The 26,196-nt window shown below is 72.3% G+C and carries 23 protein-coding genes and 1 riboswitch; of the genes, 18 read left to right on the forward strand and 5 right to left on the reverse strand.

Going from position 1 to position 26,196, the window contains the following annotated elements:
- Nucleotides 1–212: 212 nt before the first annotated feature.
- Nucleotides 213–400, reverse strand: a riboswitch (cobalamin riboswitch).
- A 149-nt stretch (nt 401–549) separates the two neighbouring features.
- Genes ltnD through NNW99_RS00995 form a run of 7 tightly spaced genes read left to right on the forward strand, consistent with a single transcriptional unit; the run spans nt 550 to nt 7,438 of the window.
- A complete protein-coding gene (gene ltnD / locus NNW99_RS00965) occupies nt 550–1,467 on the forward strand; it encodes an L-threonate dehydrogenase (RefSeq protein ID WP_215116662.1) in 918 nt (305 codons plus the stop codon).
- A 1-nt stretch (nt 1,468) separates the two neighbouring features.
- A complete protein-coding gene (otnK, locus tag NNW99_RS00970; RefSeq protein ID WP_215116663.1) occupies nt 1,469–2,749 on the forward strand; it encodes a 3-oxo-tetronate kinase in 1,281 nt (426 codons plus the stop codon).
- Complete coding sequence (locus NNW99_RS00975; protein ID WP_215116664.1) at nt 2,746–3,444, forward strand: aldolase; 699 nt, start codon at nt 2,746–2,748, stop codon at nt 3,442–3,444. The genes otnK and NNW99_RS00975 overlap by 4 nt, the downstream gene beginning before the upstream one ends.
- Nucleotides 3,445–3,500: 56 nt before the next feature.
- Nucleotides 3,501–4,802 carry an MFS transporter gene (locus NNW99_RS00980; RefSeq protein WP_251057664.1) on the forward strand — a complete coding sequence of 434 codons (1,302 nt, stop codon included), beginning with the start codon at nt 3,501–3,503 and terminating at the stop codon, nt 4,800–4,802.
- 33 nt (nt 4,803–4,835) lie between these two features.
- Nucleotides 4,836–5,639, forward strand: coding sequence for a 2-oxo-tetronate isomerase (otnI, locus tag NNW99_RS00985; RefSeq protein WP_215116666.1), 804 nt, complete (start codon nt 4,836–4,838; stop codon nt 5,637–5,639).
- Nucleotides 5,636–6,649: a D-erythronate dehydrogenase gene (denD, locus tag NNW99_RS00990; RefSeq protein ID WP_215116667.1), complete on the forward strand. Its 1,014-nt coding sequence runs from the start codon at nt 5,636–5,638 to the stop codon at nt 6,647–6,649. The genes otnI and denD overlap by 4 nt, the downstream gene beginning before the upstream one ends.
- A 42-nt stretch (nt 6,650–6,691) precedes the next feature.
- Nucleotides 6,692–7,438, forward strand: a complete 747-nt coding sequence (locus NNW99_RS00995; protein ID WP_215116668.1) for a FadR/GntR family transcriptional regulator — start codon at nt 6,692–6,694, stop codon at nt 7,436–7,438.
- 26 nt (nt 7,439–7,464) lie between these two features.
- Here NNW99_RS00995 and NNW99_RS01000 read toward each other — a convergent pair whose 3' ends face one another.
- Nucleotides 7,465–8,664 (reverse strand): CaiB/BaiF CoA-transferase family protein, encoded by a 1,200-nt coding sequence (locus NNW99_RS01000; protein ID WP_251057665.1) that lies wholly within the window; start codon nt 8,662–8,664, stop codon nt 7,465–7,467.
- A 120-nt stretch (nt 8,665–8,784) separates the two neighbouring features.
- Between NNW99_RS01000 and NNW99_RS01005 the strand changes: the two genes are divergently transcribed.
- On the forward strand, nt 8,785–10,002 hold the full coding sequence (locus NNW99_RS01005; protein ID WP_215116670.1) for an MFS transporter: 1,218 nt from the start codon (nt 8,785–8,787) through the stop codon (nt 10,000–10,002).
- A gap of 20 nt (nt 10,003–10,022) precedes the next feature.
- On the opposite strand, the gene NNW99_RS01010 is transcribed toward NNW99_RS01005, so the two are convergent.
- Both NNW99_RS01010 and NNW99_RS01015 read right to left on the reverse strand, forming a co-directional pair.
- Nucleotides 10,023–11,912, reverse strand: a complete 1,890-nt coding sequence (locus NNW99_RS01010) for an ATP-binding cassette domain-containing protein (RefSeq protein ID WP_370869110.1) — start codon at nt 11,910–11,912, stop codon at nt 10,023–10,025.
- A 256-nt stretch (nt 11,913–12,168) separates the two neighbouring features.
- Entirely contained in the window at nt 12,169–12,915 is a 747-nt protein-coding gene (locus tag NNW99_RS01015; protein ID WP_215124099.1) for a sulfite exporter TauE/SafE family protein, read from the reverse strand.
- 174 nt (nt 12,916–13,089) lie between these two features.
- On the opposite strand from NNW99_RS01015, the gene NNW99_RS01020 reads away from it, so the two are divergent.
- Together NNW99_RS01020 and NNW99_RS01025 are read left to right on the forward strand one after the other, a co-directional pair.
- A complete protein-coding gene (locus NNW99_RS01020) occupies nt 13,090–14,073 on the forward strand; it encodes an ATP-binding cassette domain-containing protein (RefSeq protein WP_215116672.1) in 984 nt (327 codons plus the stop codon).
- Nucleotides 14,070–14,861: an ABC transporter permease gene (locus NNW99_RS01025; RefSeq protein WP_215116673.1), complete on the forward strand. Its 792-nt coding sequence runs from the start codon at nt 14,070–14,072 to the stop codon at nt 14,859–14,861. The genes NNW99_RS01020 and NNW99_RS01025 overlap by 4 nt, the downstream gene beginning before the upstream one ends.
- On the opposite strand, the gene NNW99_RS01030 is transcribed toward NNW99_RS01025, so the two are convergent.
- Together NNW99_RS01030 and NNW99_RS01035 are read right to left on the reverse strand one after the other, a co-directional pair.
- A complete protein-coding gene (locus tag NNW99_RS01030; RefSeq protein ID WP_215116674.1) occupies nt 14,842–17,976 on the reverse strand; it encodes a BTAD domain-containing putative transcriptional regulator in 3,135 nt (1,044 codons plus the stop codon). The genes NNW99_RS01025 and NNW99_RS01030 overlap by 20 nt on opposite strands.
- Before the next feature lie 60 nt (nt 17,977–18,036).
- Complete coding sequence (locus tag NNW99_RS01035; RefSeq protein ID WP_215116675.1) at nt 18,037–18,915, reverse strand: LysR family transcriptional regulator; 879 nt, start codon at nt 18,913–18,915, stop codon at nt 18,037–18,039.
- Between the two features lie 96 nt (nt 18,916–19,011).
- On the opposite strand from NNW99_RS01035, the gene NNW99_RS01040 reads away from it, so the two are divergent.
- The 8 genes from NNW99_RS01040 to NNW99_RS01075 all read left to right on the forward strand — a co-directional run bounded on the left by NNW99_RS01040 (nt 19,012) and on the right by NNW99_RS01075 (nt 26,194).
- Nucleotides 19,012–19,173, forward strand: coding sequence for a hypothetical protein (locus tag NNW99_RS01040; protein WP_215116676.1), 162 nt, complete (start codon nt 19,012–19,014; stop codon nt 19,171–19,173).
- A gap of 191 nt (nt 19,174–19,364) precedes the next feature.
- Nucleotides 19,365–20,096, forward strand: coding sequence for an alpha/beta hydrolase (locus tag NNW99_RS01045; protein ID WP_215116677.1), 732 nt, complete (start codon nt 19,365–19,367; stop codon nt 20,094–20,096).
- Nucleotides 20,093–20,956 carry a sulfurtransferase gene (locus tag NNW99_RS01050; RefSeq protein ID WP_215116678.1) on the forward strand — a complete coding sequence of 288 codons (864 nt, stop codon included), beginning with the start codon at nt 20,093–20,095 and terminating at the stop codon, nt 20,954–20,956. The genes NNW99_RS01045 and NNW99_RS01050 overlap by 4 nt, the downstream gene beginning before the upstream one ends.
- Nucleotides 20,957–20,991: 35 nt before the next feature.
- A complete protein-coding gene (locus NNW99_RS01055; RefSeq protein WP_215116679.1) occupies nt 20,992–21,951 on the forward strand; it encodes an ABC transporter permease in 960 nt (319 codons plus the stop codon).
- A gap of 7 nt (nt 21,952–21,958) precedes the next feature.
- Nucleotides 21,959–22,726: an ABC transporter ATP-binding protein gene (locus NNW99_RS01060; RefSeq protein ID WP_251057666.1), complete on the forward strand. Its 768-nt coding sequence runs from the start codon at nt 21,959–21,961 to the stop codon at nt 22,724–22,726.
- Nucleotides 22,723–23,706, forward strand: a complete 984-nt coding sequence (locus NNW99_RS01065) for an ABC transporter substrate-binding protein (RefSeq protein WP_215116680.1) — start codon at nt 22,723–22,725, stop codon at nt 23,704–23,706. The genes NNW99_RS01060 and NNW99_RS01065 overlap by 4 nt, the downstream gene beginning before the upstream one ends.
- An 8-nt stretch (nt 23,707–23,714) precedes the next feature.
- The gene (locus NNW99_RS01070; RefSeq protein WP_215116681.1) at nt 23,715–24,818 is read left to right on the forward strand and encodes an LLM class flavin-dependent oxidoreductase; all 1,104 of its coding nucleotides are present in this window, start codon (nt 23,715–23,717) and stop codon (nt 24,816–24,818) included.
- Nucleotides 24,815–26,194, forward strand: coding sequence for an FAD-binding oxidoreductase (locus NNW99_RS01075; protein WP_215116682.1), 1,380 nt, complete (start codon nt 24,815–24,817; stop codon nt 26,192–26,194). Before NNW99_RS01070 ends, NNW99_RS01075 begins: the two co-directional genes overlap by 4 nt.
- Nucleotides 26,195–26,196: the final 2 nt, after the last annotated feature.

Below are 26,196 nucleotides of genomic sequence, written 5' to 3' on the forward strand. Positions count from 1 at the left end.
GTCAGGTGGTCCGGGACGGCGCGCGGGTCCGTCGCACACGGACGCGGTGGCGTGCGGGTGCGGGGGCTGCGCGAGATCGCGTATGGCGAGGACCGTCAGAGGGTGACGGCCGGGCGCTGGACGATCCGTCGGGCACGACGGACGCGTCGGGCGGGTCCTCCGGGGTCGTGGGTGCACACCGGTGCCATGCGTGTCAGCTCCATCCTCGTGGACAACACGGAACATCCCACGGCCGGTATCCTGACTCCCGGATCAGCACACGCCGTCCGCCTTCCCGACATCCAGCTCGTCAGTGGCGTCCTGCTCGACGGCGTACTCCCCGGTCACAGTGGCGGGACCGTGCCGGATTCACACCGGCTTCCCTGCACCGCGGGCTTACACCGCGACTATATAGTTGGACGTCCTAGTAAATCCATCCCCCATCAGTGCGTGACGGACATCACACCTTGCATTCCGTCGTCCTCAGGTCATCATATGACCTGATCTCCCGGCGGGCTGGTTGATGCGACCTGCCTCCGGACAGCACGGCACGGCAAGGATGGGCAGGGCATGAGCGACCGGAACGAGCCCGCGCGACCGCGGGTGGGCGTGGTGGGTCTAGGAGCCATGGGCCTCGGGATGGCCCGGAGCCTGCGGGCGGCCGGGTACGACGTCGGCGTCCACGATCTGCGGCCGGAGACGGCCGCGGACTTCGCCCGCGAGGGCGGGACGGCGTTCGGGACCTGTGGCGAGCTGGCAGCCTCGGTGGACGTCCTGGTCGGCGTGGTGGTCAACGCCGCGCAGGTCGAGGCCGTGCTGTTCGGTGCCGAGGGCGCGGCCGGCCGGCTCCGCCCCGGCTCCGTCTTCGTCATGTGCTCCACGGTCGATCCGGGCTGGTCCGCCGCGATCGAAGGCCGCCTGGCCGAGCGGGGCGTGCTCTACCTGGACGCTCCCATCTCCGGCGGCGCCGCCCGCGCGGCGGCCGGTGAACTCACCATGATGACGTCCGGCTCCACCGAGGCGTACTCGCTCGCCGACCCGGTGCTCGAGGCCATGAGCAGCACCGTCTACCGCCTGGGAGAGCGCGCCGGGCTCGGCTCGAAGGTCAAGATCGTCAACCAGCTGCTCGCGGGCGTGCACATCGCCGCCGCGGCCGAGGCGATGGCCCTCGGCATCAAGGCGGGCGTCCCCGCCGAGGCGCTCTACGAGGTCATCACGCACAGCGCCGGCAACTCCTGGATGTTCGAGAACCGTATGGCCCATGTGCTCGACGGCGACTACACGCCCCTCTCGGCCGTCGACATCTTCGTCAAGGACCTCGGGCTGGTGCTGGACTCCGCGAGGCCGGAACGCTTCCCGCTCCCCCTCGCCGCCACCGCCCACCAGATGTTCCTCCAGGCGTCGGCGTCCGGACTGGGTGCCGAGGACGACAGCGCGGTCATCAAGATCTTCCCGGGGGTCGACCTGCCCAAGCCGGTGGAGGCCTGACATGTCAATCCGTCTCGGATGCATCGCCGACGACTTCACCGGCGCCACGGACCTCGCCAACAATCTGGTGCGCGCGGGCATGCGCGTGGTCCAGCTGATCGACACACCACCGGCCGACGCCGAGCAGGCGATCGACGCGGACGCCGTGGTCATCGCCCTCAAGTCGCGGACCGTCCCGGCCGCCGACGCCGTCGAGGCGTCGCTGCGGGCACTGGCGTGGCTGCGGTCCCTGGGCGCCGAGCAGGTCTACTTCAAGTACTGCTCCACCTTCGACTCGACCCCGGCCGGGAACATCGGGCCGGTGACCGAGGCCCTGATGGACGCGCTGGGCACCGACTTCACGGTCGCGACGCCGGCGTTCCCCGACAACGGGCGCACGATCTTCAAGGGGCATCTCTTCGTCGGCGACGTGCTGCTCAGCGACAGCGGCATGCGCCACCACCCGCTCACGCCGATGACCGACTCCAATCTGGTCTCCGTGCTCGGCGCGCAGACCACGCGGGAGGTCGGCCTAGTCGACCACACGGTGGTCGCCGACGGCGTCGAGGCGATCCGGGCCCGCGTCGACGCCCTGCGCGAGGACGGCTTCGGGCTCGCCATCGTCGACGCCGTCTCCAATGACGACCTGGTGCGTCTGGGCGCGGCGGTCCAGGGGTTCCCGCTGGTGACCGCGGGCTCGGGGCTGGCGATCGGCCTGCCCGCGAACTGGGGGTTCGAGCCGTCCCGCGCCGCCGCGCAGCTGCCGCCTCCCGCCGGCCACCGAGCGATCGTCTCGGGGTCGGTCTCCACAGCGACCAACCGTCAGGTCCTGGAATACCTGAGCACAGGCCGGCCCGCCTTCAGCGTGGACCCGCTGCGCGTGGCCGCCAGCGAGGACGTGGTCGAACAGGCCCTGGCCTTCGCCGAATCGCATCTGGACGACGGTCCTGTGCTCGTCTACTCCACCGAGTCCGCCGACACCGTCCGTACCGTGCAGGGCCGGCTCGGAGCCGCCGAGGCCGGTGAGCTGGTGGAACGGACGCTGGCCCGCATCGCCCAGGGGCTCGTGGCCCGTGGCGTGCGCCGGCTCGTCGTCGCGGGAGGTGAGACCTCGGGGGCGGTCGTCCAGGCGCTCGGTGTCACCGGGCTCCGGATCGGGCCGCAGATCGACCCCGGTGTGCCCTGGTGCGCCGCGGCACTGCCCGACGGGGAGACGCTCCACATCACGCTCAAGTCCGGCAACTTCGGCGGCCCCGACTTCTTCACCCGCTCCTTCGCACTCCTGGACGAGGAGGCAGCATGACCCCGCAGCCGAGCACCGCCGCCCAGGCAGCGCAGGACGAGGCGGTCGACCACGCCCGCCGCGAGATCGTCCGCGTCGGCACCAGCCTGTTCGCCCGGGGCTACGTCCATGCCAGCGCGGGCAACATCAGTGCCAAGGTGGGCGACGACCATCTGATCACGCCCACCGACGCCGCCCTGGGATTCCTCGAACCCGGCCGCCTGGCACTGGTCGACGCCCGGGGCGAGCAGATCGCGGGCGACCGTGCCAGCAAGACCCTTACGCTCCATCGGCGCATCTGTGCCGCCGACCCCACGGCCCGGTTCGTCGTCCACACCCACTCCACGCACCTGGTCGCGCTCACCCTGGCCGGGGTGTGGAGCGCCGCGGACGTGCTGCCGCCGATCACGCCCTACTACGTGATGAAGGTCGGGCACGTGCCGCTCATCCCCTACCACCGGCCCGGCGACCCCCGCGTAGCCGACCTGGTGACCGCCCTCATCGCCGACCACGCAGCGAGCCGAACGCCCATCAGGGCGGTGCTGCTGGACCGGCTGGGCCCCGTGGTCTGGGGCCCCGACGCGGCCACCGCACTCGCCGTCCTCGAAGAACTCGAGGAGACGGCACGTCTCTGGCTCCTGACCGACCGTCGCCCCGAGCCGCTCCCCCCTCACGCGCTCGATGAACTGAGGTCCACGTTCAACGCCGCGTGGTGACCCGCCTCTCCCCTGCCGGAGAATTCCCCTGAGCCGCTCAAAGGATCTCCATGTCCATGCCTATATCGGCGTCCCAAGTCTCCGACGTCGCCCGTGAGAACGCCGTCTTCCGCAAGGTCGTACGACGTATCGTCCCCTTCCTCGTCCTCTGTTACGTCGTCTCCTACCTGGACCGGGTCAACGTCGGCTTCGCGAAGCTGCAGATGTCCGACGACCTGGGATTCAGCGAGGCGGCGTACGGCCTCGGCGCCGGGCTGTTCTTCATCGGCTACTTCCTCTTCGAGGTGCCGTCGAACCTGATGCTGCAGCGCGTCGGCGCCCGCACCTGGATCGCCCGGATCATGATCAGCTGGGGCGTCGTCTCGGCGGCGTTCATGTTCGTCCACAACGAGGCGACGTTCTACGTCCTGAGGTTCCTTCTCGGTGCCGCCGAGGCCGGGTTCTATCCGGGGGTGATCCTGTACTGCACGTACTGGTTCCCGTCGCAGCGTCGTGCCCGGGTGATCGCGATGTTCATGTCCGCCATCCCGGTGGCCGGCATCTTCGGCAACCCGCTGTCCGGCTGGATCATGGACCGGTTCCAGGGGGTGAACGGCTGGCAGGGCTGGCAGTGGATGTTCCTGCTGGAGGCGATCCCCGCCCTCCTGATCGGCGTGGCCACGCTGTTCTACCTCGACAACAGCGTGCGCGACGCGAAGTGGCTCACCGACGAGGAGAAGGACGTCGTCGAGCGGGCGGTCGCCGAGGACGCCGCGCACCAGACCGTGCACGGCCGGGTCTGGGACGCCTTCCGCGAGCCGAAGGTGTGGCTGATGTGCTTCATCTACTTCTGCTTCGTGATGGGCCAGTACGCCCTGACGTTCTGGATGCCGACATTCATCGAGTCCACCGGCATCGAGGGCAATCTCGCGATCGGGGTGCTCAGCGCGGTGCCGTTCCTGGCCGCACTCGTCACGATGAACCTGTTCGGACGTTCGGCGGACAAGCGCCGCGAACGCCGCTGGCACCTGGTCGTCCCGAGCCTCATGGGCGCCGTCGGCTTCTCGCTGGCGGCCGGCTGGGCCGGGTCCACCGCGCTGTCCCTGGTCGCGCTGTCCGTCGCCGCGGCCGGTGTGCTGACCTGCTCGCCGCTGTTCTGGTCGCTCCCCACCGCGTTCCTCGGCGGTACGGCGGCCGCGGTCGGCCTCGCCGTGATCAACTCGGTCGGCAACCTCGCCGGCTTCGTCAGTCCCTACATGATCGGCGCGTTGAAGGACGCCACCGGCTCGACATCGCTCCCGATGTACGTCCTGGCGCTCAGCCTCGTCGTCGGCGCCGCCGCGGTGCTCACCACCGACAAGAAGACCGTCAACCGCTGACCGGTCCCTCCCGGTCGCCTCACAGGAGCCAGCATGCCGAGGTTCGCAGCGAACCTGTCCATGATGTATCCCGAGCACGACTTCCCCGACCGCTTCGCCGCGGCCTCGGCGGACGGCTTCAACGCCGTCGAATATCTCTTCCCCTACGCCTACGACAGCACGGAGTTGCGGCTCCGGCTCGACGACCACGGCCTCGCGCAGGTGCTCTTCAACGCGCCTCCCGGGGCCTGGGAGTCCGGAGAGCGCGGGATCGCGGCGCTGCCCGGGCGCGAGGCCGAGTTCCGCTCCGGGATCGCCCGGGCGCTCGAGTACGCCGCCGCACTGGACTGCCCGCGGCTGCACGTGATGGCGGGTCTCGTGCCGCCGGACTTGACTCCGAAGGAGCGGGCCGAGCACCGCGACACCTACCTGGCCAATCTGGAATGGGCGGCGGAGCAGGCCGCCGGGTCGGAGGTCGACATCCTGGTGGAGCCGATCAACGGCCGCGACATGCCGGGCTACTTCCTGTCCCGGCAGGCGGAGGCCCACGCGGTGGTACGGGAGGTGGGCGCCCCCAATCTCAAGGTCCAACTCGACCTGTACCACTGCCAGATCGTCGAAGGCGATCTCACGACGACGCTGCGCCGCGACCTGCCGACCGGCCGGGTCGGTCATCTGCAGATCGCCGGTGTGCCGGACCGTCACGAGCCGGACAGCGGCGAGCTCGACATCCGGCATCTGTTCGGCGTCGTCGACGACCTGGGCTTCGACGGGTGGATCGGCTGCGAGTACATCCCCCGGGCCGGCACGAGCGAGGGCCTCGGCTGGCTGAACCACTACCGAGGAGACAGCGCATGAGGATCGTCATCACGGGCGGCTTCGGCTTTCTGGGACGCGAGATCACCGACACCCTGCTGAGGTCCCGGACGCTCGGTGGTGCGCCGATCGACCGACTGGTGCTCACCGACCGCTTCGTTCCGGCCGAGGCTCCGCAGGCGGCCGATCCCCTGGTGGAGGTCGTACGGGGCGACCTGGTCGAGTGTCTCGACGAGGTGTTCGCGGAGCCGGTGGACGTGCTGATCCACCTCGCCGCCGCCGTCTCGGCCGAGTGCGAGGCCGACTTCGACCTCGGGATGAGCGCCAACCTGGACACCACCCGAGCCCTCCTCGAAGCCGCCCGGGCCCAGTCGGCCTCCGGGGGGCCGACGCCGCGCCTGGTGTTCTCCAGCAGCGTCGCGGTCTACGGTTCCGACCCGGTACTGCCGCTCCCGCCGGTGGTCAGCGAGTCGACCCTGCCCACGCCCCGGTCGAGCTACGGGATCCAGAAGCTCGTCTGCGAGCAGCTCGTCGCGGACTACACGCGCCGGGGCTTCATCGACGGGCGCGTGGCCCGGCTGATGACCGTGTCCGTACGCCCCGGCAAGCCGAACGCCGCCGCCTCCGGCTTTCTGTCGGGCATTGTCCGCGAGCCGCTCGCGGGCCTCCCCGCGATCTGCCCCGTACGCCCCGACCTGCGGGTGGCCCTGGCGTCACCGCGGCGCACGGTCGAGGGCATCCTCCGCATCGCCGAAGCCGAGCGCGGCAGCGGGGAGGGCAGGCTCGACGGCGGGCTGCCCGTCAACCTCCCCGCCCTCACGGTCACGGTCGCCGAGATGCTGGCAACGCTGCGGCGCGTGGCAGGCGACGCCGCGGCCGATCTGGTGACCGTCGCGCCCGATCCCGACATCGAGGCCGTCGTGGGGTCGTGGCCCTCCGTCTTCGACAACACGCGCGCCGCCGCGCTCGGACTGGGGCCCGATCCGAGCTTCGAATCGGTGGTGCGGGACTATCTCGCCGACCACCCCGAAGCGGTCCTGGTCAAGGCGTAGTGGACAGCGGGACGACCAGACCCGGCCTATAGACTGAAAACCATGTTTTCCAAGGTAAGCGGTCCCGTCCGGCTCGCGGATCAGGTCGCCGCGACCCTCTCGGAGGAGATCGAGTCGGGGCGGCTGGCCGAGGGCGACCGACTGCCGACCGAGGTCGAGCTGGTCAGGCAGTTGGGCGTCAGCCGCACGGTGGTGCGCGAGGCCCTGTCGCGGCTGCGCAACGCGGGTCTGATCGAACCGCGCCAGGGCATCGGTGTGTTCGTCCTGCCGCGGCGCACCCGGCCGCTCGACCTGGAGGCCGCCGACACCAAGGCGAAGGTGCTCCAGATCGTGGAGGTGCGCCGTGCCATGGAGGGTGAGGCGGCCCATATCGCGGCCACCCGGGCCACGCCCCTCGACCTGGCGCGGATGCGTCAGGCCCTGGACGCGATCGACTCGGCGGTGGCGGCCGGTGGCGACGGCGTGGACGAGGACCTCGCCTTCCACCGGTCCATCGCCGAGTCGACCGGGAACACGGTGATGGTCTCGACCCTGCGGTACCTGGGCGATGTGTCGCGCAGCGGTATCCGCGTCACACGGGCGAACGAGGCACGCCGGAACGACTTCATCGAAGCCGTCCGGGCGGAGCACCACGCCATCCTCGCCGCCATCGAGGCCCGCGACCCCGAGGCGGCGCGCACGGCCGCACGCCTCCACATGAACCACGCCGCCGCCCGCCTCCAGGACGCGGACGACGGTTTCTGGACCGACGCCGAGGACATCGAGGTGGATCTCGACGCCGCTCCCTGACGTGCTCGTACGGCCGGTGGGCCGGGTCAGGGGGCTTCGTGGCCGGAGATGCCGCGGAGGATCTCCTCGGTGTGCTGTCCCAGCAGGGGCGGCGGCAGCAGGTACCGGGCGGGTGTCGCGCTCAGTGCGACAGGGTGCGCGACCTGGCGGGAGGGCCGGTCTCCTTCAGTGCCGGAGGCGTCGGCGGGGAGGTCGACGATGCCCGGGAGGCCGAGTTCGTGGGCGAAGCCGAACGCCTCGTCCAGGTTGTTGACCGGGCCGGCCGGTACTCCGGCGGCCAGCAGGACCGCCGACCAGTGGTCCGCGCCGTCGGTGCTCAGCAGCCGGGTGAGGATCTCCTTCAGTTCGGTGCGGTGGGCGACGCGGTCGGCGTTGGTCCGGAAGCGGTCGTCGAGGGCTAGACCGGGTTCGCCGGCGACCTCGGCGAGGGCCGCGAACTGCTTGTCGTTGCCCACGGCGAGGGCGAGCGGACGGTCGGCGGTCGGGAAGGTCTCGTAGGGGGCGATGCTCGGATGGGCGTTGCCCATCCGGCCCGGGACCACGCCGGCGACGGCGAACGCCGAGGCCTGGTTGACCATGGCCGACAGCAGGGAGCTGAGCAGGTTCACCTCCACGAGCTGCCCCTCGCCGGTGGTGTCCCGGTGCCGGAGGGCGGCGAGGATGCCGAGCGAGGCGTGCAGCCCGGTGATCACGTCCACGAGGGCCACACCGGCCTTCACCGGCTCCCCGTGCGCCTCCCCGGTCACGCTCATCAGGCCTCCGGCGGCCTGTACGAGCAGGTCGTATCCGGGGATCGACGCGCCCGGGCCGCTGCCGAAGCCGCTGATCGAGCAGTAGATCAGCTCCGGGCGCCGGGCACGGAGTTCGTCGTGGCCGAGGCCCAGCCGCTCCATCGTGCCGGGCCGGAAGTTCTCCACGACCACGTCGCACTCGGCGACCAGGGCCCGCGCCTGTTCGCGGCCGGTGTCCGTGGCCAGGTCCAGGGTGACCGACCTCTTGTTCCGGTTCACGCTCAGGTAGTAGGTCGACGTACCGTCGTGGTCCGCCGGAGGCCGCCAGGCCCGGGTGTCGTCCCCGGTGCCCGGCCGCTCGATCTTGACCACGTCGGCGCCCAGGTCGGCGAGGAGCATGGTGGCGTAGGGTCCCGCGAGAACCCGGGAGAAGTCGGCGATGCGCACGCCACCCAGTGCGCCCCGTCCGTCCGGCCTGTTGTCCTGGGTGCTCACGCACCCTCCTCTCTGGTCATCCCGCCCGGCCATGCGGAGCGGGTTGCCCGGCCCTGCCCGTGACTACGATCGGAGGCCTGTGAGCAGACCACCGACGCCTGTGAGAGAGCAAGTTTCCTGATGGACCTGGCCACCCGCCGACGCCGAACCGCGCTGTTCCTCTTCTTTCTCATACCCGGCCTGTCGATCTCCTCGTGGGTCACCCGGACGCCCGACATCCGGGACCAACTCGATGTCTCGACGGCGCAGATGGGCATCGTCCTGTTCGGGCTGTCCGTCGGCTCGATGATCGGCATTCTCGGTTCGGGAACGCTCGTGGCGAGGTTCGGCACCCGGCCCGTCATGGGCGTCGCGACGGTGCTGATCATCGCGAGCATGGCCGTCATCGGCGGCGGGACGATGCTCTCCTCCGCCCCCGCGACCACCGCCGGGCTGTTCCTCTTCGGGGCCGGTATGGGCGGTGGGGAGGTGGCGATCAACATCGACGGTGCCGATGTCGAGCGGATCACGGGGCGGACGGTCCTGCCCACGCTCCATGGGTTCTTCAGCCTGGGCACCGTCGTGGGGGCCGCGTTCGGCATTCTGTGCACCGCTGTCTCCTGGCCTGTGCAGTGGCATCTGACCGGTATGGCCGCCGTCACGGCGGTCATGTTCGCCTACGCCTTCCGCGCCATTCCCCACGCCGTCGGCAAGACCCGGGGCGACGGCGGCTCACGGCCCGACGCGGGGGCCGCGCCGGCCGAGTCGCGGGTCTGGAAGGACCCGCGACTGCTGCTGATCGGCGGTGTCATCCTGGCCATGGCACTGGCGGAGGGTTCCGCCAACGACTGGCTGCCCCTGCTCATGGTGGACGGCCACGGCATGGACCCCGCCCTGGGGTCGGCCGTCTACACGGGCTTCGCCGCCGCCATGACGATCGGCCGTTTCGCGGGCGGACTCCTCATCGACCGGATCGGCCGCGCCCCCGTCGTCCGGGCCAGTGCCGTCTGCGCGACGCTGGGCATCTCCGTCGTCGTCTTCGCCGACTCGGCCGTCCTCGCGGGGGCCGCCGTTCTTCTCTGGGGCCTGGGAGCCTCGCTCGGCTTCCCGGTCACCCTCTCGGCGGCCGGTGACTCCGGGCCCGACTCGGCCGCGCGCGTCAGCCTGGTGGCGATGATCGGCTACGTCGCGTTCCTCGTCGGGCCCCCGTGTCTCGGTTTCCTCGGCGAGCACTACGGGCTGCGCGTCGCCATGGTCGTCGTCCTCGCCTTCACCGCCGTGGCGATCGTCCTCGCGCCCGCCGTCGGCAAACGCTCCACCACGGCCTCACCGGCCACCGAGCCGGCGGCACGGCCGTGAGCGCGTGAAGGCGGCGGGCCTCACCGGTCCTGTGACAGGGAGAGGAGTTCCGCGAAGAGCCCTCCGGCGTTCGCCAGTTCCTCGTACGTGCCCTGCTCGATGACCCGGCCCTGGTCCATGACGAGGATGCGGTCGGCGAGCCTGGTGTTCTCGAGTTGGTGGGTGACGACGATCGTCATGCGCTCGGCGGCGACGCGCTTGATCTCCAGGAAGATGGCGTGCTCACCACGGGCGTCCATCTGCGAGGTCGGTTCGTCCAGGATCAGCAGCGGGGTCCGCCGGTAGAGGACGCGGCCGCACGCGAGGCGCTGCCACTGCCCGCCGGACAACTCGGCGCCGCCCCACAGCTCCTTGGCGAGCAGGGTGTCGAGCCCCTCGGGCAGTTTCTCGATCGCCTCGCGCATGCCGACGGCGTCGACGACGTCCCACACCGGTGCGTCGTCGTCCGTCCGAGGCTGGCCCAGGGTGATGTTCTCCCGGGCACGCAGGGGCCAGCAGGCGAAGTTCTGCGGGACGAGCGCGGTGCGGTCCCACACGGCGTCCTGATCGGCCTGGGCGAGGTCGATGTCGTCCCACAGGACACGGCCCTTGTCGGCGAGCAGGATGCCGGTGATGAGCTTCGTCAGAGTCGACTTGCCCGAGCCGTTCTCGCCCACGACGGCCAGGATCTCGCCGCGGCGCAGCGTGAGCGACACTCCCGCGACGGCGGGTTCCTCCTTGCCCGGGTAGTGGTACACGACCTCGTCGAGGCGGATCTGGTCCACGCGTTCCGGGATCGTCGATTCCCCGCGCCTGGGGGCGCGTTCCCGCGCCAGGTCGAGGAAGGAGCGCATGTCGGCGAGGTAGAGCGAGGTGTGGAACAGGGCGGCGCCGTGGATGACGAACTGGGACAGGGCGGCCAGTGTGGTCTGGACGGCGATCACAGCGGTGGCCGCGACGGGCAGGGCGATCCGGCCGGTGGCGGCCAGCCAGGCGAGGGTGGACCAGGTGCACAGCAGGAAGATGCCGCCCAGGGCGCCGGCGCCCAGGGTGATGTGCAGCATGCGCGGCGCGGCGGTCAGGGTGCGCTGGTCGATCCGGTCGGACAGGGCGCGGTACCAGTAGGTGAGGTAGCCGGTCATGCCGTTGGCGCGGACCTCGTCGCCGAAGCGGGAGTAGGTGGCCCACCAGCGCATCATGGAACGCACGTTGCGGTCGGCGAGGTTGAGGTAGTGGGTCTCGTAGTCGACGCGTGCGGACAGGACGGCTCCGGCGCCTGCCGGGAGAACGGCCAGCAGGAGCAGCGGAAGCAGCAGCGGGTGCAGGGTCGTGACCACGCCGCTCGCGGCCATCATGCGGATCAGGGCGGACATGAACCGCTGGGCGTCCTGCACCATCAGCCGGGTGCGGGTGACGCCGATCTCGGCGGCCTCCTGCCGGTCGGCGAATCCGTCCTCGCCGTAGGCGCTCGACTCCACGCGGCACACGGCGGTCACGAGCGCGATGTCCGCCTCGGTCATCAGCAGCGGGGTGATCCTGCCGTCGGCGTACGCGGCCAGGGCGCTGCTGACGCGGCCGATGGCGGCGGCCACCGTCACGACGATCAGGGCGGGCAGCGCGGCGTGCAGGCGTTCGGACACGGTGCCGGTGCCGAGGATGTGGGTCATGGCCTGTGCGGTGAAGGCCAGGACGACGGCGGCCGCGGTGCCGGTGAGCAACTGGCAGGCCAGAAGCAGCACGACACCGGGCCTGTCGACGGCCCACGCCATCCGGGCGGTGTGTACGAGGACGGACGGCAGTCGTCGGCACATCGCGGTGAAACCGGCGTCTGCCAGCGGGTTCTTGCCGAACTTGCCCTCGAAGTTGATGGTGGCCGGTGGTGGAGGGGGCGGCGTCTTCGCTTCGTCGGTCGAGGTGTCAGTCACAGTCACCTGCATCCCTCCTCAGGGTCGATGCCGCGCCTGGGTGGCTCGGCGGTGCACGGCATAACGACCCGGACCGGGAATCGAACGCGAGCGATTCCGGACGCGTACGGCCCCGGACGCGGCAAGGGCTCGGACGCGTGAACGCCGCGCTGAAGCCGCCGTCGGGCGGCCGGAGTTGTCCGAAACACCGGTGTCTGAAACGCGAGTGACGGATGGGGTTCGAGGATTTCCGTCGTGTGTCTCAGGGCTCCCGTGACGGGGATCAGCGAAGCGCGTCGACCGCGTACAGGACGCCGAGCGCCGTCGCCAGAGTGCCGAGGACGAGGCGGAGCAGGGGCTCGGGCAGGCGGGGCTGGAGGCGGGCTCCGAGGTAGCCGCCGAGGAGGCCCCCGAGGCCGCAGGACAGGCCGAGGAACCAGTCGGGGGCGATGCTGCCGCTGTGGGCCAGGGACAGCAGGGCGTAGGTGCAGGCGCCGATCAGCGAGGTGGCGAAGGTGGAGGCGAGTGCGGCCGGGGCGACCTTGGAGACGGGGACACCGCGTCCGACCAGGACGGGGCCGAGGATCGAGCCGCCGCCGATGCCGTAGATGCCGCCCACCACGCCGACCACGAGGGCAAAGGAGGTGACCGTCCGGGGCGACGGCTCGGGCCGCCGGATCTCGCGGGGCGCGGGGCGCAGGGTCCGGGTGATGAGCCAGACGCCGAGCGGCAGCATCAGCGCGGCGACCAGGAGGCGGAAGACGCCCGGGCCCGGAAGGGCGAACACCCGGATGACCGCGCCGAGGACGACCCCGGGCAGGGTGCCCAGCACCAGGCGGCGGACGAGCGGTCCCGCCAGGGCGCCGTCGCGTCGGTAGCGCAGCAGGGCGCCGGGGCCCGCCACCACGTTGTAGAGCAGGTTCGTGGGCGTGACAGCCGGGTCGGGCACGGCGAAGACGCTGAGCTGCACCGGAAGCAGGAACACCGCCCCGGAGACGCCGACCGGCGCGGTCACCACGGCTATGAGCATCCCGGCCGCGAGGCCTGCCGCCCCCAGTTCCCACGCCACCCGATGCCCCCGTGCTGCCTGTCCCGCCCGGCTTTCCGGCGACAGCGTAGATCGCGAACCCTCCGCCGCCCGGTTCCAGGGCGCTGAAACCGTCGTGAAACCGCGCTGAATGCGCCCTGCCGCAAGCTCTGCGGCATGACGACAACGACATTGCACTCACTCGCCATCGCGGCCCAGGGGCTGCGCAAGGCCTTCGGGGACAAGACGGTCCTCGACGGCATCGATCTGGCGGTGCCGGCCGGCACGGTCTTCTCCCTGCTCGGGCCGAACGGCGCCGGCAAGACCACCGCCGTCAAGATCCTCTCCACCCTCATCACCGCAGACGCGGGTGAGCTGCGGGTCGGCGGACACGACCTCGCCACCGCCCCGCAGGCCGTGCGGGCCGCGATCGGCGTCACCGGGCAGTTCTCCGCCGTCGACGGGCTGATCACCGGCGAGGAGAACATGCTCCTCATGGCGGACCTGCACCATCTGCCCAGGCAGGAGGGGCGGCGGGTGGCCGCCGAACTGCTGGGGCGCTTCGACCTCGCCGACGCCGCGAAGAAGCCGGCCTCCACCTACTCCGGGGGCATGAAGCGCCGCCTCGACCTCGCCATGACCCTGGTCGGGAACCCGCGCATCATCTTCCTCGACGAGCCCACCACCGGCCTCGACCCCCGCTCCCGCCACAACATGTGGGGCATCATCCGCGAGCTGGTCTCGGACGGGGCGACCGTCTTCCTCACCACCCAGTACCTGGAAGAGGCCGACGAACTCGCCGACCGCATCGCGGTGTTGCACGACGGCACGATCGCCGCCGAGGGCAGCGCCGAGGAACTGAAGCGGCTCATCCCCGGCGGGCATGTGCGGCTGCGCTTCACCGATCCGGAGGCCTACCGGTCGGCCGCCTCCGCGCTGCGCGAGGTCACCCGCGACGACGAGGCCCTCGCCCTGCAGATCCCGAGCGACGGCAGCCAGCGCGAGCTGCGCTCCATCCTCGACTGGCTCGACACGGCCGGCGTCGAGGCCGACGAGCTCACCGTGCACACCCCGGACCTCGACGACGTGTTCTTCGCCCTGACCAGCACCACCACCGGCCCCACCAACGTCCCCAACCAGCCCAAGGAGAACGTCCGATGAGCTCCCTCGCCCTCGCCGTGCGCGACTCGTCCACGATGCTGCGCCGCAACCTGCTGCACGCCCGCCGCTATCCGTCGATGACGCTGAACCTGCTGCTCACTCCGATCATGCTGCTCCTGCTCTTCGTCTACATCTTCGGCGACGTGATGAGCGCGGGCATCGGCGGCAGCGGCGCCGACCGCTCCGACTACATCGCCTACATCGTCCCGGGCCTGCTGATGATGACCATCGGCTCCACCGTGATCGGGGCCGCGATCGCCGTCTCGATGGACATGACCGAGGGCCTCATCGCCCGCTTCCGGACGATGTCCATCTACCGGGGCTCCCTGCTCATCGGGCACGTCGTCGGCAGTGTGCTGCAGGTGATGGCCAGCCTGGTCCTCGTCGGTGCCGTCGCGGTGGCCATCGGGTTCCGCTCCACGGACGCCACGATCCTGGAATGGGTCGCGGCGGTGGGACTGCTGGCCCTGTTCTCCCTCGCCCTCACCTGGATCGCGGTCGGCATGGGCATGGCCAGCCCGAACCCCGAGGCGGCCAGCAACATGGCCATGCCGCTGATCCTGCTCCCGCTCATCTCCAGCGCCTTCATCCCGGCCGACACCATGCCGGGCTGGTTCCAGCCGATCGCCGAGTACCAGCCCTTCACCCCCGCCATCGAAACCCTGCGCGGTCTGCTCCTCGGCACCGAGATCGGCAACAACGGCTGGATCGCCGTCGCCTGGTGCGTCGGCCTGAGCGCCCTCGGCTACCGCTGGTCGACGGCACAGTTCAACCGCGACCCGAAGTAGAAGCGACCGCCATGACGGCGCGGGCCGCATCCCGCAACTCGTTCCGCTCCAGGGCGGCGTACTCCGACACCGCGTCGGCGTAGGCCGCCCTGTCGGCTTTCTCGGCCGCCTGCCGGGCCCGGGCCGCCGACATCGTCGGCTGGTAGTCGCGCAGCACCCGCAGCCGTTCGGCCAGCGCGATCATCCGTACGGCGGAGGCGTCGCCGGACACGAGCCCCGCCATGCCGAGGGCGTGCAGCACCGTCCCGTACCGAAGCTCCATGGGCGAGCCGGCCGGACCGTCGAGCATGGTCCGCAGCTCCTGCCGCAGCCCGTCGACCACCTCCGCGACCGGCTCGAGACGGCCGACGTGCGCGTGCGCCGTCACCGCCGCCGACTGGATCTGCAGCACCCACCGGTCGAGGAAGGGATCGCCGCTGTGCATCGGGCCGGCCTCGGCCATCCCCTCCACGGCACTGCGCCACAGGCCGAGACCGACCTCCGTCAGCCCGCGGGCGAGCGCGATCTCGGCGCGCCCGCCGAGGCCGGGGCTGTGGAAGTCGTCCTGCAGCTGGGCGTTGTGACCCTCCGCCTGCCGCAGCCAGTACTCGGCCTCGTCGGGGTCGCCGCGGTGCAGGCAGGCGAGGACGAGGCCACTGCGTATCCCGAGGGAGTCGTGCTCGTCACCGAGGCGCGGCAGCGCCTCCAGTGCCGCCTTGAGATGCTCGTACGCGGCGTCGCCCCGCTCCGTCCTCAGGCACAGCTCGCCGAGTCGTGCGTGGCCTATGACCTGGAGGAACGGGTTGTCGACCGGCGCGAGTGCGGCGATGATCCGGCGGGCAGAGGCGTGCGCGCGATCGATGTCGTGTTCGTACTCCCAGACGTAGGTGGCGACGCACTCGGCGATGCCGGCGAGCAGCGGCTGTTCGCTGTCGCAGAGCTGTCGCAGCACCTCGTAGTCGGGAGGCCGCATCTCGGGGACCGCGCCCAGCACCACCGCGATGGCGCGCACCAGGGTGTCCGGCGGGGCCGGGGGCAGCCGCCGGAGGGTGACGAGCTGGCGTACGACGTGCGGGCCGTAGCCCATGAACAGGGTCGCCGTGGACAACACCGCGGCGGAGCGGGCGACTTCGACGTACTCGGGCTCGGGGTGGTAGTGCGACAGGGGCGGACCGGTGTCCGCGGCGAGGGTGGTGAGGCGGGTGAAGTTGGAGCCGGTGGACCACAGGGCGGTGAGGACCGCGGTGAGGGCGGCGATGGTGGGGCCGTCCGTACGGGCCAGGGCGTGCCGCAGGGCCGACACGAGGTTGTCCTGCTCGGCCCTGATCCGCTCCCAGGCGGACAGTGGTCCCGAGCCGAAGAACCAGTCGTGGTGCGCGACCCCGAAGTCCCGCGCCCAGACGAGGAACCGGCGGACGGCCTCCTCGTCCTCGCCCGCCTCCGCGCGCCGGGCCGCGCTGAACTCCCGTACGGTCTCCAGCATCCGGAACCGCACACCGGCCGGGGTGTCGGCGACGGTGAGCAGCGACTGATCGGCCAGCTGCTCCAGCAGGAACAGCGCGTCCTCGCCGAGGACCTGGTCCGCCGCCTCGCCCGTGAAGCCGCCGGGGAAGACGGACAGCAGGCGCAGCGCCGCCCTGGCCTCCTCGTCGAGGAGGTTCCAGCTCCAGTCCACGACGGCGTGCAGCGTGCGGTGCCGCTCCGGCACGCTGCGCACCCCGCCGCGCAGCAGCGCGAACCGGTCGCCGAGGCGGCGGGCGATGTCCGGCACCGACAGCACCCGTACCCGCGCCGCGGCCAGCTCCACGGCGAGCGGCAGCCCGTCGAGCTGGCGGCACAGTTCGGCCACCGCGTCCGGCGGCAGGTGCACGCCGGGCCGGGCGGCGCGGGCCCGCTGGGTGAACAGCTCGACCGAGGTGGCGAGGCCCAGCTCCGGCAGCGCGTACACGGCCTCCGATGTCAGGCCGAGGGGCGCCCGGCTGGTGACGAGGACCCGCAGGTCCTTCGAGGCGGAGACCAGGGCCTGGACGAGGTCGGCGGCGCCCCGGACGATCTGCTCGCAGTTGTCCAGCACCAGCAGGGCGGGGCCGGGGCCGAGTACGCCGAGGATGCCGGAGACGGGGTCGTGGCCGCTCAGGGCGGCACCGGGCCGCCCTTCGCCGGCGCCGAGCGCGGAGGCCACCTCGGCGGTCACGTCCGCGTCCGCGGTGACACCGGCGAGCGGCACGAAGTACACCACGCGCTGCTCGGCCCGGCGGCTGACGGCGTGCGCGAGCCGGGTCTTGCCGAGACCGCCGGGCCCGGCGACGGTGACGGCGCGGGAGGCGCTCAGCAGCCGCTCCACCGCCGCGATGTCCTCGTCCCGGCCGAGGAGCGGGTTCGGCTCGTGCGGCACGCCGTGTCTGACCGCGGGCGCCTCCCCGCGCAGCAGCTCCCGCTGTACGGCCTTGAGTCCGGCGCCGGGGTCCGTACCGAGTTCGTCGCGCAGCTCGCGGCGGTAGGCCTCGTACCGCGTGAGCGCGGCGGACGGGCCGGCCGTCGCGGCTTCGGCGCGCAGGAGTTCGGCGAGGACTTCCTCGTCGCGCGGACGCTCGGAGGCCACGGCGGCCAGCGGCCCGGCGGCCTCCGCGTGCCGGCCCAGCCGGGCGAGCGCGAGCGCCCGCGCGCGGACGAGGGTGGCGCGCACGGGGGCGCGGTCGGTGCGCAGCGCGGCCACGGGGTCGTCGCTGTCGCCGCCCTGGTCCGCGGTCCCCTCCCACAGTGCGAGCCCGGCCTCGGCGGCGGCCAGCGATCCGGCGTGGTCCCCGGCCCTGGCCCGGTCCGCGCCGGCGGCGGCGTGCCGCAGCAGGGCGGAGCTGTCGACCTGGTCCTCGGCGAGGGTGAGCCGGTATCCGGTCGGCGTGCCGGCGATGACGTCGGCGCCCAGCTGGGCCCGCGCCCGGGACACGAGGACCTGCAGCGCCTTTCCCGGCCGCTCCGGCAACGCGTCGGGCCAGAGCCCCGCCACGAGCCGTTCGGTGCTGCAGCCGGTGCGCAAGTCGCCCGCGAGCAGCGCGAGGAGGCCCCGGAGCCGGGGCGCGGTGACCTCCTGTCCCCGGTAGGAGACACGCGGCAGCAGGGTCAGGTCGGTGGTCACCCGTGCAGATTAGCCAAGGCCCGGCCGCCGCGACCCCGGCCTCGGCGGCGGAGCGGCACGCTACGCCGCCCGGTCCGTCGCGCGGGAGGCGAGCAGGGCGCGCACGGCCTGGACCGCGGCCCCCGTCAGGGAGGGGTCGGAGCCGCGTCGGGCGAGGGCGCTGAGCCGGACCGGCGGGACCGCGGGCAGACCTCGGTACGGGGCGAGGCCGTCGGGGTGCTGTCCGCCGGGGACGGCGAGCAGTGCGGCGCCGAGCCCGGCGCGGGCCGCGTCGAGGACGCCCGCGAGGTATCCGGCCTCGGCGACCACGGTGGCCGGCATCCGGCGGGCGGCCAGTTCGGTGAGGGCGCGACGGCGGATGACGCACGGCGCGTTGACCGCGACCAGGGGAAGCTGGCCGGTGGCGGGCGGCTGCCAGCCCGGGGCGGCGTACCAGCGCAGCGGGAGGTCTCCCACGGAGGTGCCCTCGGTGGCGGTCGCCTCGGTGACGTAGACGGCGAGGTCGAGCTCACCGCGTTCGACCGCCTCGGTCAGCCGCGCCGAACGGTCGATCCGTACCCGCACCTCGGCGTCCGGGCGGACCTCGCGGACGGCGTCGGTGAGTGCCGGGAGGATCTGGTCGGCGCCGTGTTCGGTGGCGCCGATGACGACGGTCGCGGCCGTCGCGCCCTCCTCGCCCAGGAGGCGCTGGACGGCGGCGTCGTGCGCCCCGAGGATCAGCCGTGCCTCTTCCAGGAGTTGGGCGCCGAGGGCGGTGAACCGGGTCTTGCGGCCGTCGCGTTCCACGACGGGATGTCCGAGGGACTTCTCCAGGCGTCGTACGTGCTGGCTGACGGCGGACTGGCTGAGGGAGAGTTCCGCGGCAGCCCGGTGGAAGCCGCCGTAGTCGGCGACGGCGATGAGGCTGCGCAGTGCCACGATGTCCAGAACCGGCCGCATGACCGCAGGTTAGCAGCCATCGATGACGGATCCTGATCGGTTCTGATGGCGAATCGTCGTTGGACGTCGGTCTCTTGCCTCGTGCATGCTGAGCGCATGCTGCGTTCAGCCCTCGCGACGGCCCACCGGCCGCGCGCCCACCGCGTCGGACCCCGGCCGTCGGCCACCGGGTCGGCGGCGCGCTGCGGCGCGGGTGCCTGGCTGACGCAGCGGCGCGTGGTCGACTTCGGCCGCAGCGGCGCCATGCGCTGTCGCTGACCCCTTTCGCGCCCCTTCTCGAGCGCGCGCCCCCTTCGAGCGCCCACCTGCGAGCGCGCCCCCGCTTCGCCGTTCGGACCATGCCGCGCCCGCCGCGCGTGCTCCGTACCGCCGTGCACCGCCTCCCCCTCCCGCCCACCGCACCGCCACGCCCTGCCCGGGCGTCGCCGCTGTCGATGAATCGAGTCGCCATGAGCTCTTCTCAGCCTGTCCACTCCTGGGACGAACCCGAAGGAAGCGCCCCGCGCGGCACCCTGATCCTGCTCCCCGGCCGGGGTGAACACGGCGGTGTGTACGAGCGGTTCGGCCGCCGTATCGCCGCCGACGGGTACCGCGTCCGGGCCCTCGGGGACGCCGCCCTTGACCCGGTCGCCGTCCTCGACTCCGCGGCCAAGCTGCTGCGCGACGAGACGCTGCCCGGTCCGCGGGTGCTGGTCGGCTCCGACACCGGCGCGTCGTACGCCGCGACGCTGGCCGCCCGCGACACCCCCGGCCTGGACGCGCTGATCCTCGCCGGCCTGCCGACGGCCACCGACACGGGCACCACGGCACCTGACTGGGAAGGCGAACTGGAACAGCGCACCGCCTGCCCCACGCACCGGGGCCGGCTGACCTCCGACACCGCCTTCCGGCGTGGTGCCCTGGAGGAGCCCGCGGCACTGGAACTGCCCGCGCTGGACCGGATCTCCCTGCCCGTGCTCGGTCTGCACGGCGCCGAGGACGGCATCAGCCCCCTCGACGAGGCCCGACGCGTCTACAGCGCGCTCCCGGAAGCGGAACTGGTGAGCCTGGCCGGGACCCGGCACGACGTCCTCAACGACCTCACCCACCGCACCGCCGCCGCCACCGTCGTGCTCTTCCTGGAGCGGCTGCGGCTCTCCCCCGACCTGGCGCCCATCGCCGTCGCCGAGGACATCGCATGACCGCGTTCGAGACCCTCCCCGTGCTGACCACCGCCGCCGGACTGGACCTCCTCGCACGCACCGCTGATCCGGCCCCGGTCGTCCTCGACGTGCGGTGGCGGCTCGGCGATCCGCACGGACGCGAGCACTATCTCAGGGAGCACATTCCCGGCGCCCTCTACGTCGACCTCGACACCGAGCTCGCCGCTCCCGCGACACCGGAGGGCGGCCGTCATCCGCTGCCGGACCGGGAGTCGCTGCAGGCCGCGGCGCGCCGCTGGGGGCTGACCGCCGGGCGTCCGGTGGTGGTCTACGACGACAACGGCAACACCGCGGCCGCCCGCGCCTGGTGGCTGCTGCGCTGGGCCGGGGTCGAGCAGGTGCTCCTGCTGGACGGGGCCCTGGACGCCTGGCGCGCGGCGGGGCTGCCGACGGCGAGCGGCGAGCCGGAGACGCCGGCGCCCGGCGACATCGTGCTCAAGCCGGGGCAGCTGCCCGTCCTGGACGCGGACGGGGCGGCCGAAGTCGCCCGTGGCGGGGTCCTGCTGGACGCACGGGCCGCCGAGCGGTACCGGGGCGAGGTCGAGCCGGTCGACCCGCGCGCCGGGCACATCCCCGGCGCCCGCTCCGCCCCGACGGGCGACAACCTGGCGGCGGACGGCACCTTCCGCTCCGCCGAGGACCTCGCCCTGCGCTTCACCGCGCTGGGCGCCGACGACGCGACCGAGGTCGGTGTCTACTGCGGCTCCGGCGTCACGGCCGCCCACACCGTCGCGGCCCTGGCCCACGCCGGCATCCCGGCCGCCCTCTACGCCGGCTCCTGGTCCGCCTGGTCCGCCGACCCCACACGCCCCGCGGCACAGGGAGAACAGCCGGGCTGACCCTCTGCCCCCGTCCCCTCAACGAGAGGCCCCTCATGCCCTCCCCGCACTCCACCGTGTCCGAACCCTCCCTGCCCACACACGGGTCCGCACCACCGACGACATCCACCGCGCGGGAAGCCGCGGCGGCAGACGGACCGGAGCAGCCGCCTCGCCCCACCGCCACGGAGAAGGTCCGCCCCGGCGCCCCGCGCAAGCAGTCCCGCCCTCGGTCCCGCTCCCGTTTCCGTGTACCGCGTGGTGTGCGCCGGGCCTCCGGGCCCCTGGGGCTGGTGCTGGTCTGGTTCCTGGCCAGCGCCACGGGCGTACTGCCCGAGTCGGTACTGGCCTCCCCCGTCGACGTCGTCCGGCGGGCCGGTGACCTGATCGGCACCGGTGAACTGCCGCAGGCCATCGCCGCGTCCGGCCGCCGCGCCGCGACCGGGTTCCTCATCGGTGCGACCGTCGCGCTGGCGCTGTCGCTCACCGCGGGGCTGTTCCGGCTGGGCGAGGACGTCATCGACGCGTCGATGGGCATGTTCCGGGCCATCCCGTGGGTGGGTCTCATCCCGCTGTTCATCGTCTGGTTCGGCATCGACGAGACCCCGAAGATCGCGCTGGTCGCGCTCGGCGTCACCTACCCGCTCTACTTCAACATCTACGGCGGTATCCGATCGGCCGACTCCCAGCTCATCGAGGCCGGACGGATGGCGGGGCTCGGCCGGATCGGTCTGGTCCGGTACGTGATCCTGCCGTCCGCGCTGCCCGGTGCCCTGGTCGGCCTGCGCTACGCGCTGTCCACGGCCTGGCTCGCGCTGGTCTTCGCCGAGCAGGTCAACGCCGACGCCGGCATCGGCTATCTGATGAGCAACGCCCAGCAGTACTTCCAGACCGACGTCATCGTCCTGTGCCTCGCCGTCTACGCGGTGCTGGGGCTGCTGTGCGACTTCGCCGTACGGCTGCTGTCGCGGCGGCTGCTGGCCTGGCGGGCCTCGTTCGACGGCGAAGGGGCGTGAGGGAGCGATGAGCACGACTGCGAGTACGACGGTGGGCACCCAGGTGGAGGTACGCGGCCTGAGCCGCGCCTTCGACGACAAGACCGTCATCGACGACCTCGATCTGACCATCCGCCGGGGCGAGTTCGTCGCCCTGCTCGGACACAGCGGCTGCGGCAAGTCGACCCTGCTGAAGATCCTCGCCGGGCTGGACAGCGAGACCGAGGGCGAGGTGACCGTGCCCGAACGCCGCTCGGTGGCCTTCCAGTCGCCGCGGCTGATGCCCTGGCTGCGGGTGTGGCGCAACGTCGTGCTCGGGCTGCCCCGCTCCAAGGACCGGCAGCTCGCCGAGCGCTATCTCGCCGAGGTCGGCATCGAGGAGTACGCGGGCAGCTGGCCCAAGACCCTCTCCGGCGGCCAGGCCCAGCGCGTATCGCTGGCCCGGGCGCTGGTCCGCGAGCCCGAACTGCTCCTGCTCGACGAGCCGTTCGGCGCCCTGGACGCCCTCACCCGCGGCCGGGCGCAACGGCTGGTGGCCGACCTGTGGCAGCGGCACGGCTGCTCGGTGCTGCTGGTCACCCACGACGTGGAGGAGGCGCTGCTGCTGGCCGACCGGGTCCTGGTGATGGACGGCGGGCGCATCGCCCACGAGGCCGAGGTCGGCCTGGAACGGCCCCGTGCGCTCGGCTCCCCCGACTTCGTACGGCTGCGCGGCGAACTGCTGCACCGGCTCGGCGTCCACGACGCCTCGGCGCCTCGCGAAGAGGCCACGACAGAAACGGCATCCACCTCATGATCCGCACGACCACCCGCCGCGCCCTCGGCGCCGCGCTCTCCCTGACCGCCCTGCTCGCCACCACCGCCTGCGGCGGCAGCGGTGCGGCCGCCTCCGGCGGAAGCGACTCCGGGACGCTCGTCATCGGCGACCAGGCCAAGAACCTGCAGACCCTCTTCAACGCCTCCGGGGCCCTCAAGGGGACGTCGTACAAGGTCAAATGGGCCGAGTTCGAGGGGGCCGCGCCGCTCTTCCAGGCCGTGCAGGCCGGGGCCGCCGACACCTCCTACGCCGCCGATCTGCCCACGCTCCAGGCGCTGTCCGGGGGTGTGCCGGTGAAGGCGGTGGGCGCGCTGCGCAACGACGGCACGCACACCGGGATCGTGGTCCGGGGGAACTCGTCGGTGAAGAGCGTCAAGGACCTCAAGGGCAAGAAGGTCGTGGTCTCCTCCGCCAAGGGGTCCATCGCCGAGTACCTGCTCGCGCATGTGCTGCAGCGGGCCGGGCTGAAGTACTCCGACGTCAAGGTGCAGTACCTGCTGCCGACGGACGCGCAGGCCGCGTTCACGTCCGGCAAGATCGAGGCGTGGGCGACCTTCGGGGTCTACAAGGCCGTCGCCGAGCAGCAGGGCGGCCGGCTCCTGGTCAACGGCGCCGACGGGCGGGTGAGCGGCTACGGCTTCATCGGCGCCTCCGAGAAGGCCCTGGCCGACAAGACCAAGAAGGCCGCCATCGCCGACTATCTGCGCCGTCTGGACAAGGCCCTGGCCTGGTCGCGCAAGCACCCGGACGACTACGCCAAGGCCATCCAGCGCAACAACGGGGCCTCTCCCGCGATCGCGAAGACACTGGTGAGCCAGTCCAACGGCGAGCTGCTGCCGGTCGGTTCACAGGTGGTCGAGTCCGTGCAGAAGGTCGGCGACACCATGCACGGCATCGGTGTCCTCACCCCGAACCCGACCGTCGCCGACCACGTCGACTCCAGCCTCGTCAAGGAATGAGCCCCGCCATGCCCGTCGAGTTCATCAGCGCCGTCCACCCCAACCCCGCCACCGAGGGCGACCCCACCGCGGGCACGGGCATCGACGTCGACTACGCCCGCCGCTACGCCCGCGCCCTGGACGACGGCGGCTTCGACTACACCCTCGTCACCTACCACTCGGCCTCGCCCGACGCGCTGCAACTGGCGCAGTTCGTCGCGAACCACACCGAGCGCATCAAGCCCGTCCTCGCCCACCGCCCCGGCGTGATCTTCCCGACCCACGCGGCCCGGGCCCTGGCCACCCTGGACCGGATCAGCAAGGGCCGTCTGGCGGTGCACATCATCTCCGGCGGCAACGACGAGGAGCAGCGCCGCGAGGGCGACTACCTGAACAAGAGCGAGCGGTACGCGCGTTCCGACGAGTACATCCGGATCCTGCGCGAGGTGTGGGCGGCCGACGGGCCCGTCTCGCACGAGGGCCCGTACTACCGCTTCGAGGGCTTCCGCTCCGATGTCACCCCGTACCACGGCACCATCCCCCTCTCGGTGGGCGGCTCCTCGGAGGACGCCTACCGGGTGGGCGGGCAGCAGGGCGACATCTTCGGGCTGTGGGGCGAGCCGCTGAAGGAGACCGCCGAACAGATCGCGGCCGTCAACAAGTACGCCGACGCCGCCGGCCGGCCCCACCCGCGCATCTGGGTGTCCTTCCGCCCGATCATCGCGCCCACCGACGAGCTGGCCTGGGAGAAGGCGCACCGCATCCTCGGCACGATCACCACGAACCACGAGGAGCGGGCCAAGCGGCGCCACTACCCGGCCCGCGGCCAGGGCACCCCGGCCAATGTCGGTTCGCAGCGGCTGCTGGCCGTCGCCGAACGCGGCGAGGTCCACGACCGCTGCCTGTGGACCGCGCCCGCCACGGCCACCAACGCCGCCGGCGCCTCCACCGCGCTGGTCGGCTCCCCCGAGACGGTCGCCAAGGCGCTGCTCGACTACGTCGACATCGGCTGCGAGCTGCTGTCCATGCGTGGCTACGACCCGCTCAACGACGCGATCGACTACGCCCGCCACGTCCTTCCACTGGTCCGCCAGGAGCTGAAGCACCGCGCCTCCTCGGGGGCGGCCGCATGAGCCGGGACGCTCCGGCCGCCCGGCTCCTCACCGCGCTCCGCCGCGAGCTGCCCGAGGGCACGCTCAGTGTCGGCTCCGAGGCCACCGCGCCGTACGCCGCCGACCGCTCGGGCAGCCGCCCGGACGGGGAGCCGCTGGCGGTCGTGCACGCCACCCGCGCCGAGCACGTCCGGACCGCGCTGCGGCACGCGCACGAGCTGCGGGTGCCGGTCGTACCGCGCGGGGCGGGCACCGGACTGTCCGGCGGGGCGAACGCGGGGGCGGGCAGTGTCGTCGTCGACCTGTCGCGGATGAACCGGATCGTCGAGCTCAACCCCGAGGAACAGACCGCCGTCGTGGAGCCGGGCGTCATCACCGCCGAACTGGACCGTGCGGCGGGCGAGTTCGGACTGCGCTACGCGCCCGACCCGGCGAGCGCTGCGATCTCCACGGTGGGCGGCAACATCGCGACCAACGCGGGCGGGCTGCGCTGCGCCAAGTACGGGGTGACCCGGGACGCCGTGCTCGGGCTCGACGCGGTGCTCGCCGGCGGGACGCTGATCCGGACCGGCCGGCGCACCGTCAAGGGCGTCACCGGCTACGACCTGACGGCGCTGCTCACCGGCTCCGAGGGCACCCTCGGCGTGATCACCGCCGCGACGCTGCGGCTGCGGCCGGTACCGGAGTCGACCGCCACCGTCGCCGCGTACTTCGACACCTTCGCCGAGGGCGCCGAGGCCGTGTCCGAGCTCACCGCCGCCCGTGTCGAGCCCGTGATGGCCGAGCTGCTGGACGGTCCGGTCCTGGCGGCCGTGGACGCCGCCCAGGGCACCGATCTGCGCTCGCGCGGCGGTGCGCTGCTGCTTCTGCAGTGCGACGGGCGGGCCGCGGAAGCGGAGGCCGAGGAGGCGGTACGGCTGCTGCGGAAGCGTGCGGCGTCCGTCGAGACCACCACCGACCCGGTGGAGGCGGACCGGCTTCTCACCGCCCGCAGGCTCGTCCTGCCCTCCCTGGAACGCATCGGCCGGGTGCTGATCGAGGACATCGCGGTGCCACGGGCTCAACTGGCGACAGCGGTCCGGGAGATCGCGGCCGTCGCCGAGCGCCACGACGTACGGATCTTCACCTTCGCCCACGCCGCCGACGGCAATCTCCACCCCATCCTCGTCCTCGACCCCGACTCCCCCGACATTCCGGAGGCGGCCTGGAAGGCGGCGAGCGACATCTTCGCCACCGCGCTGCGCCTGGGCGGCACGCTCACCGGCGAGCACGGGGTGGGGACGCTCAAGCGGCGCTGGCTCGCCGAGGAGCTCGGCGCCGAGCAGCACGCGCTGCAGCGGCGTGTGAAGGCGGCGTTCGACCCGCACCACGTCCTCAACCCCGGCAAGGCCCTCTGACC

It is taken from the genome of Streptomyces sp. CRCS-T-1, assembly GCF_024442335.1.
Lineage (GTDB): Bacteria > Actinomycetota > Actinomycetes > Streptomycetales > Streptomycetaceae > Streptomyces > Streptomyces koelreuteriae.

Excerpts from the sequence above, each read along its gene's own strand:
- ltnD (WP_215116662.1), top strand. The coding sequence starts at position 550 with ATGAGCGACCGGAACGAGCCCGCGCGACCGCGGGTGGGCGTGGTGGGT.
- otnK (WP_215116663.1), top strand. The coding sequence starts at position 1,469 with ATGTCAATCCGTCTCGGATGCATCGCCGACGACTTCACCGGCGCCACG.
- NNW99_RS00975 (WP_215116664.1), top strand. The coding sequence starts at position 2,746 with ATGACCCCGCAGCCGAGCACCGCCGCCCAGGCAGCGCAGGACGAGGCG.
- NNW99_RS00980 (WP_251057664.1), top strand. The coding sequence starts at position 3,501 with ATGCCTATATCGGCGTCCCAAGTCTCCGACGTCGCCCGTGAGAACGCC.
- otnI (WP_215116666.1), top strand. The coding sequence starts at position 4,836 with ATGCCGAGGTTCGCAGCGAACCTGTCCATGATGTATCCCGAGCACGAC.
- denD (WP_215116667.1), top strand. The coding sequence starts at position 5,636 with ATGAGGATCGTCATCACGGGCGGCTTCGGCTTTCTGGGACGCGAGATC.
- NNW99_RS00995 (WP_215116668.1), top strand. The coding sequence starts at position 6,692 with ATGTTTTCCAAGGTAAGCGGTCCCGTCCGGCTCGCGGATCAGGTCGCC.
- NNW99_RS01005 (WP_215116670.1), top strand. The coding sequence starts at position 8,785 with ATGGACCTGGCCACCCGCCGACGCCGAACCGCGCTGTTCCTCTTCTTT.
- NNW99_RS01015 (WP_215124099.1), bottom strand. The coding sequence starts at position 12,915 with ATGCTCATAGCCGTGGTGACCGCGCCGGTCGGCGTCTCCGGGGCGGTG.
- NNW99_RS01020 (WP_215116672.1), top strand. The coding sequence starts at position 13,090 with ATGACGACAACGACATTGCACTCACTCGCCATCGCGGCCCAGGGGCTG.
- NNW99_RS01025 (WP_215116673.1), top strand. The coding sequence starts at position 14,070 with ATGAGCTCCCTCGCCCTCGCCGTGCGCGACTCGTCCACGATGCTGCGC.
- NNW99_RS01035 (WP_215116675.1), bottom strand. The coding sequence starts at position 18,915 with ATGCGGCCGGTTCTGGACATCGTGGCACTGCGCAGCCTCATCGCCGTC.
- NNW99_RS01040 (WP_215116676.1), top strand. The coding sequence starts at position 19,012 with ATGCTGCGTTCAGCCCTCGCGACGGCCCACCGGCCGCGCGCCCACCGC.
- NNW99_RS01045 (WP_215116677.1), top strand. The coding sequence starts at position 19,365 with ATGAGCTCTTCTCAGCCTGTCCACTCCTGGGACGAACCCGAAGGAAGC.
- NNW99_RS01050 (WP_215116678.1), top strand. The coding sequence starts at position 20,093 with ATGACCGCGTTCGAGACCCTCCCCGTGCTGACCACCGCCGCCGGACTG.
- NNW99_RS01055 (WP_215116679.1), top strand. The coding sequence starts at position 20,992 with ATGCCCTCCCCGCACTCCACCGTGTCCGAACCCTCCCTGCCCACACAC.
- NNW99_RS01060 (WP_251057666.1), top strand. The coding sequence starts at position 21,959 with ATGAGCACGACTGCGAGTACGACGGTGGGCACCCAGGTGGAGGTACGC.
- NNW99_RS01065 (WP_215116680.1), top strand. The coding sequence starts at position 22,723 with ATGATCCGCACGACCACCCGCCGCGCCCTCGGCGCCGCGCTCTCCCTG.
- NNW99_RS01070 (WP_215116681.1), top strand. The coding sequence starts at position 23,715 with ATGCCCGTCGAGTTCATCAGCGCCGTCCACCCCAACCCCGCCACCGAG.
- NNW99_RS01075 (WP_215116682.1), top strand. The coding sequence starts at position 24,815 with ATGAGCCGGGACGCTCCGGCCGCCCGGCTCCTCACCGCGCTCCGCCGC.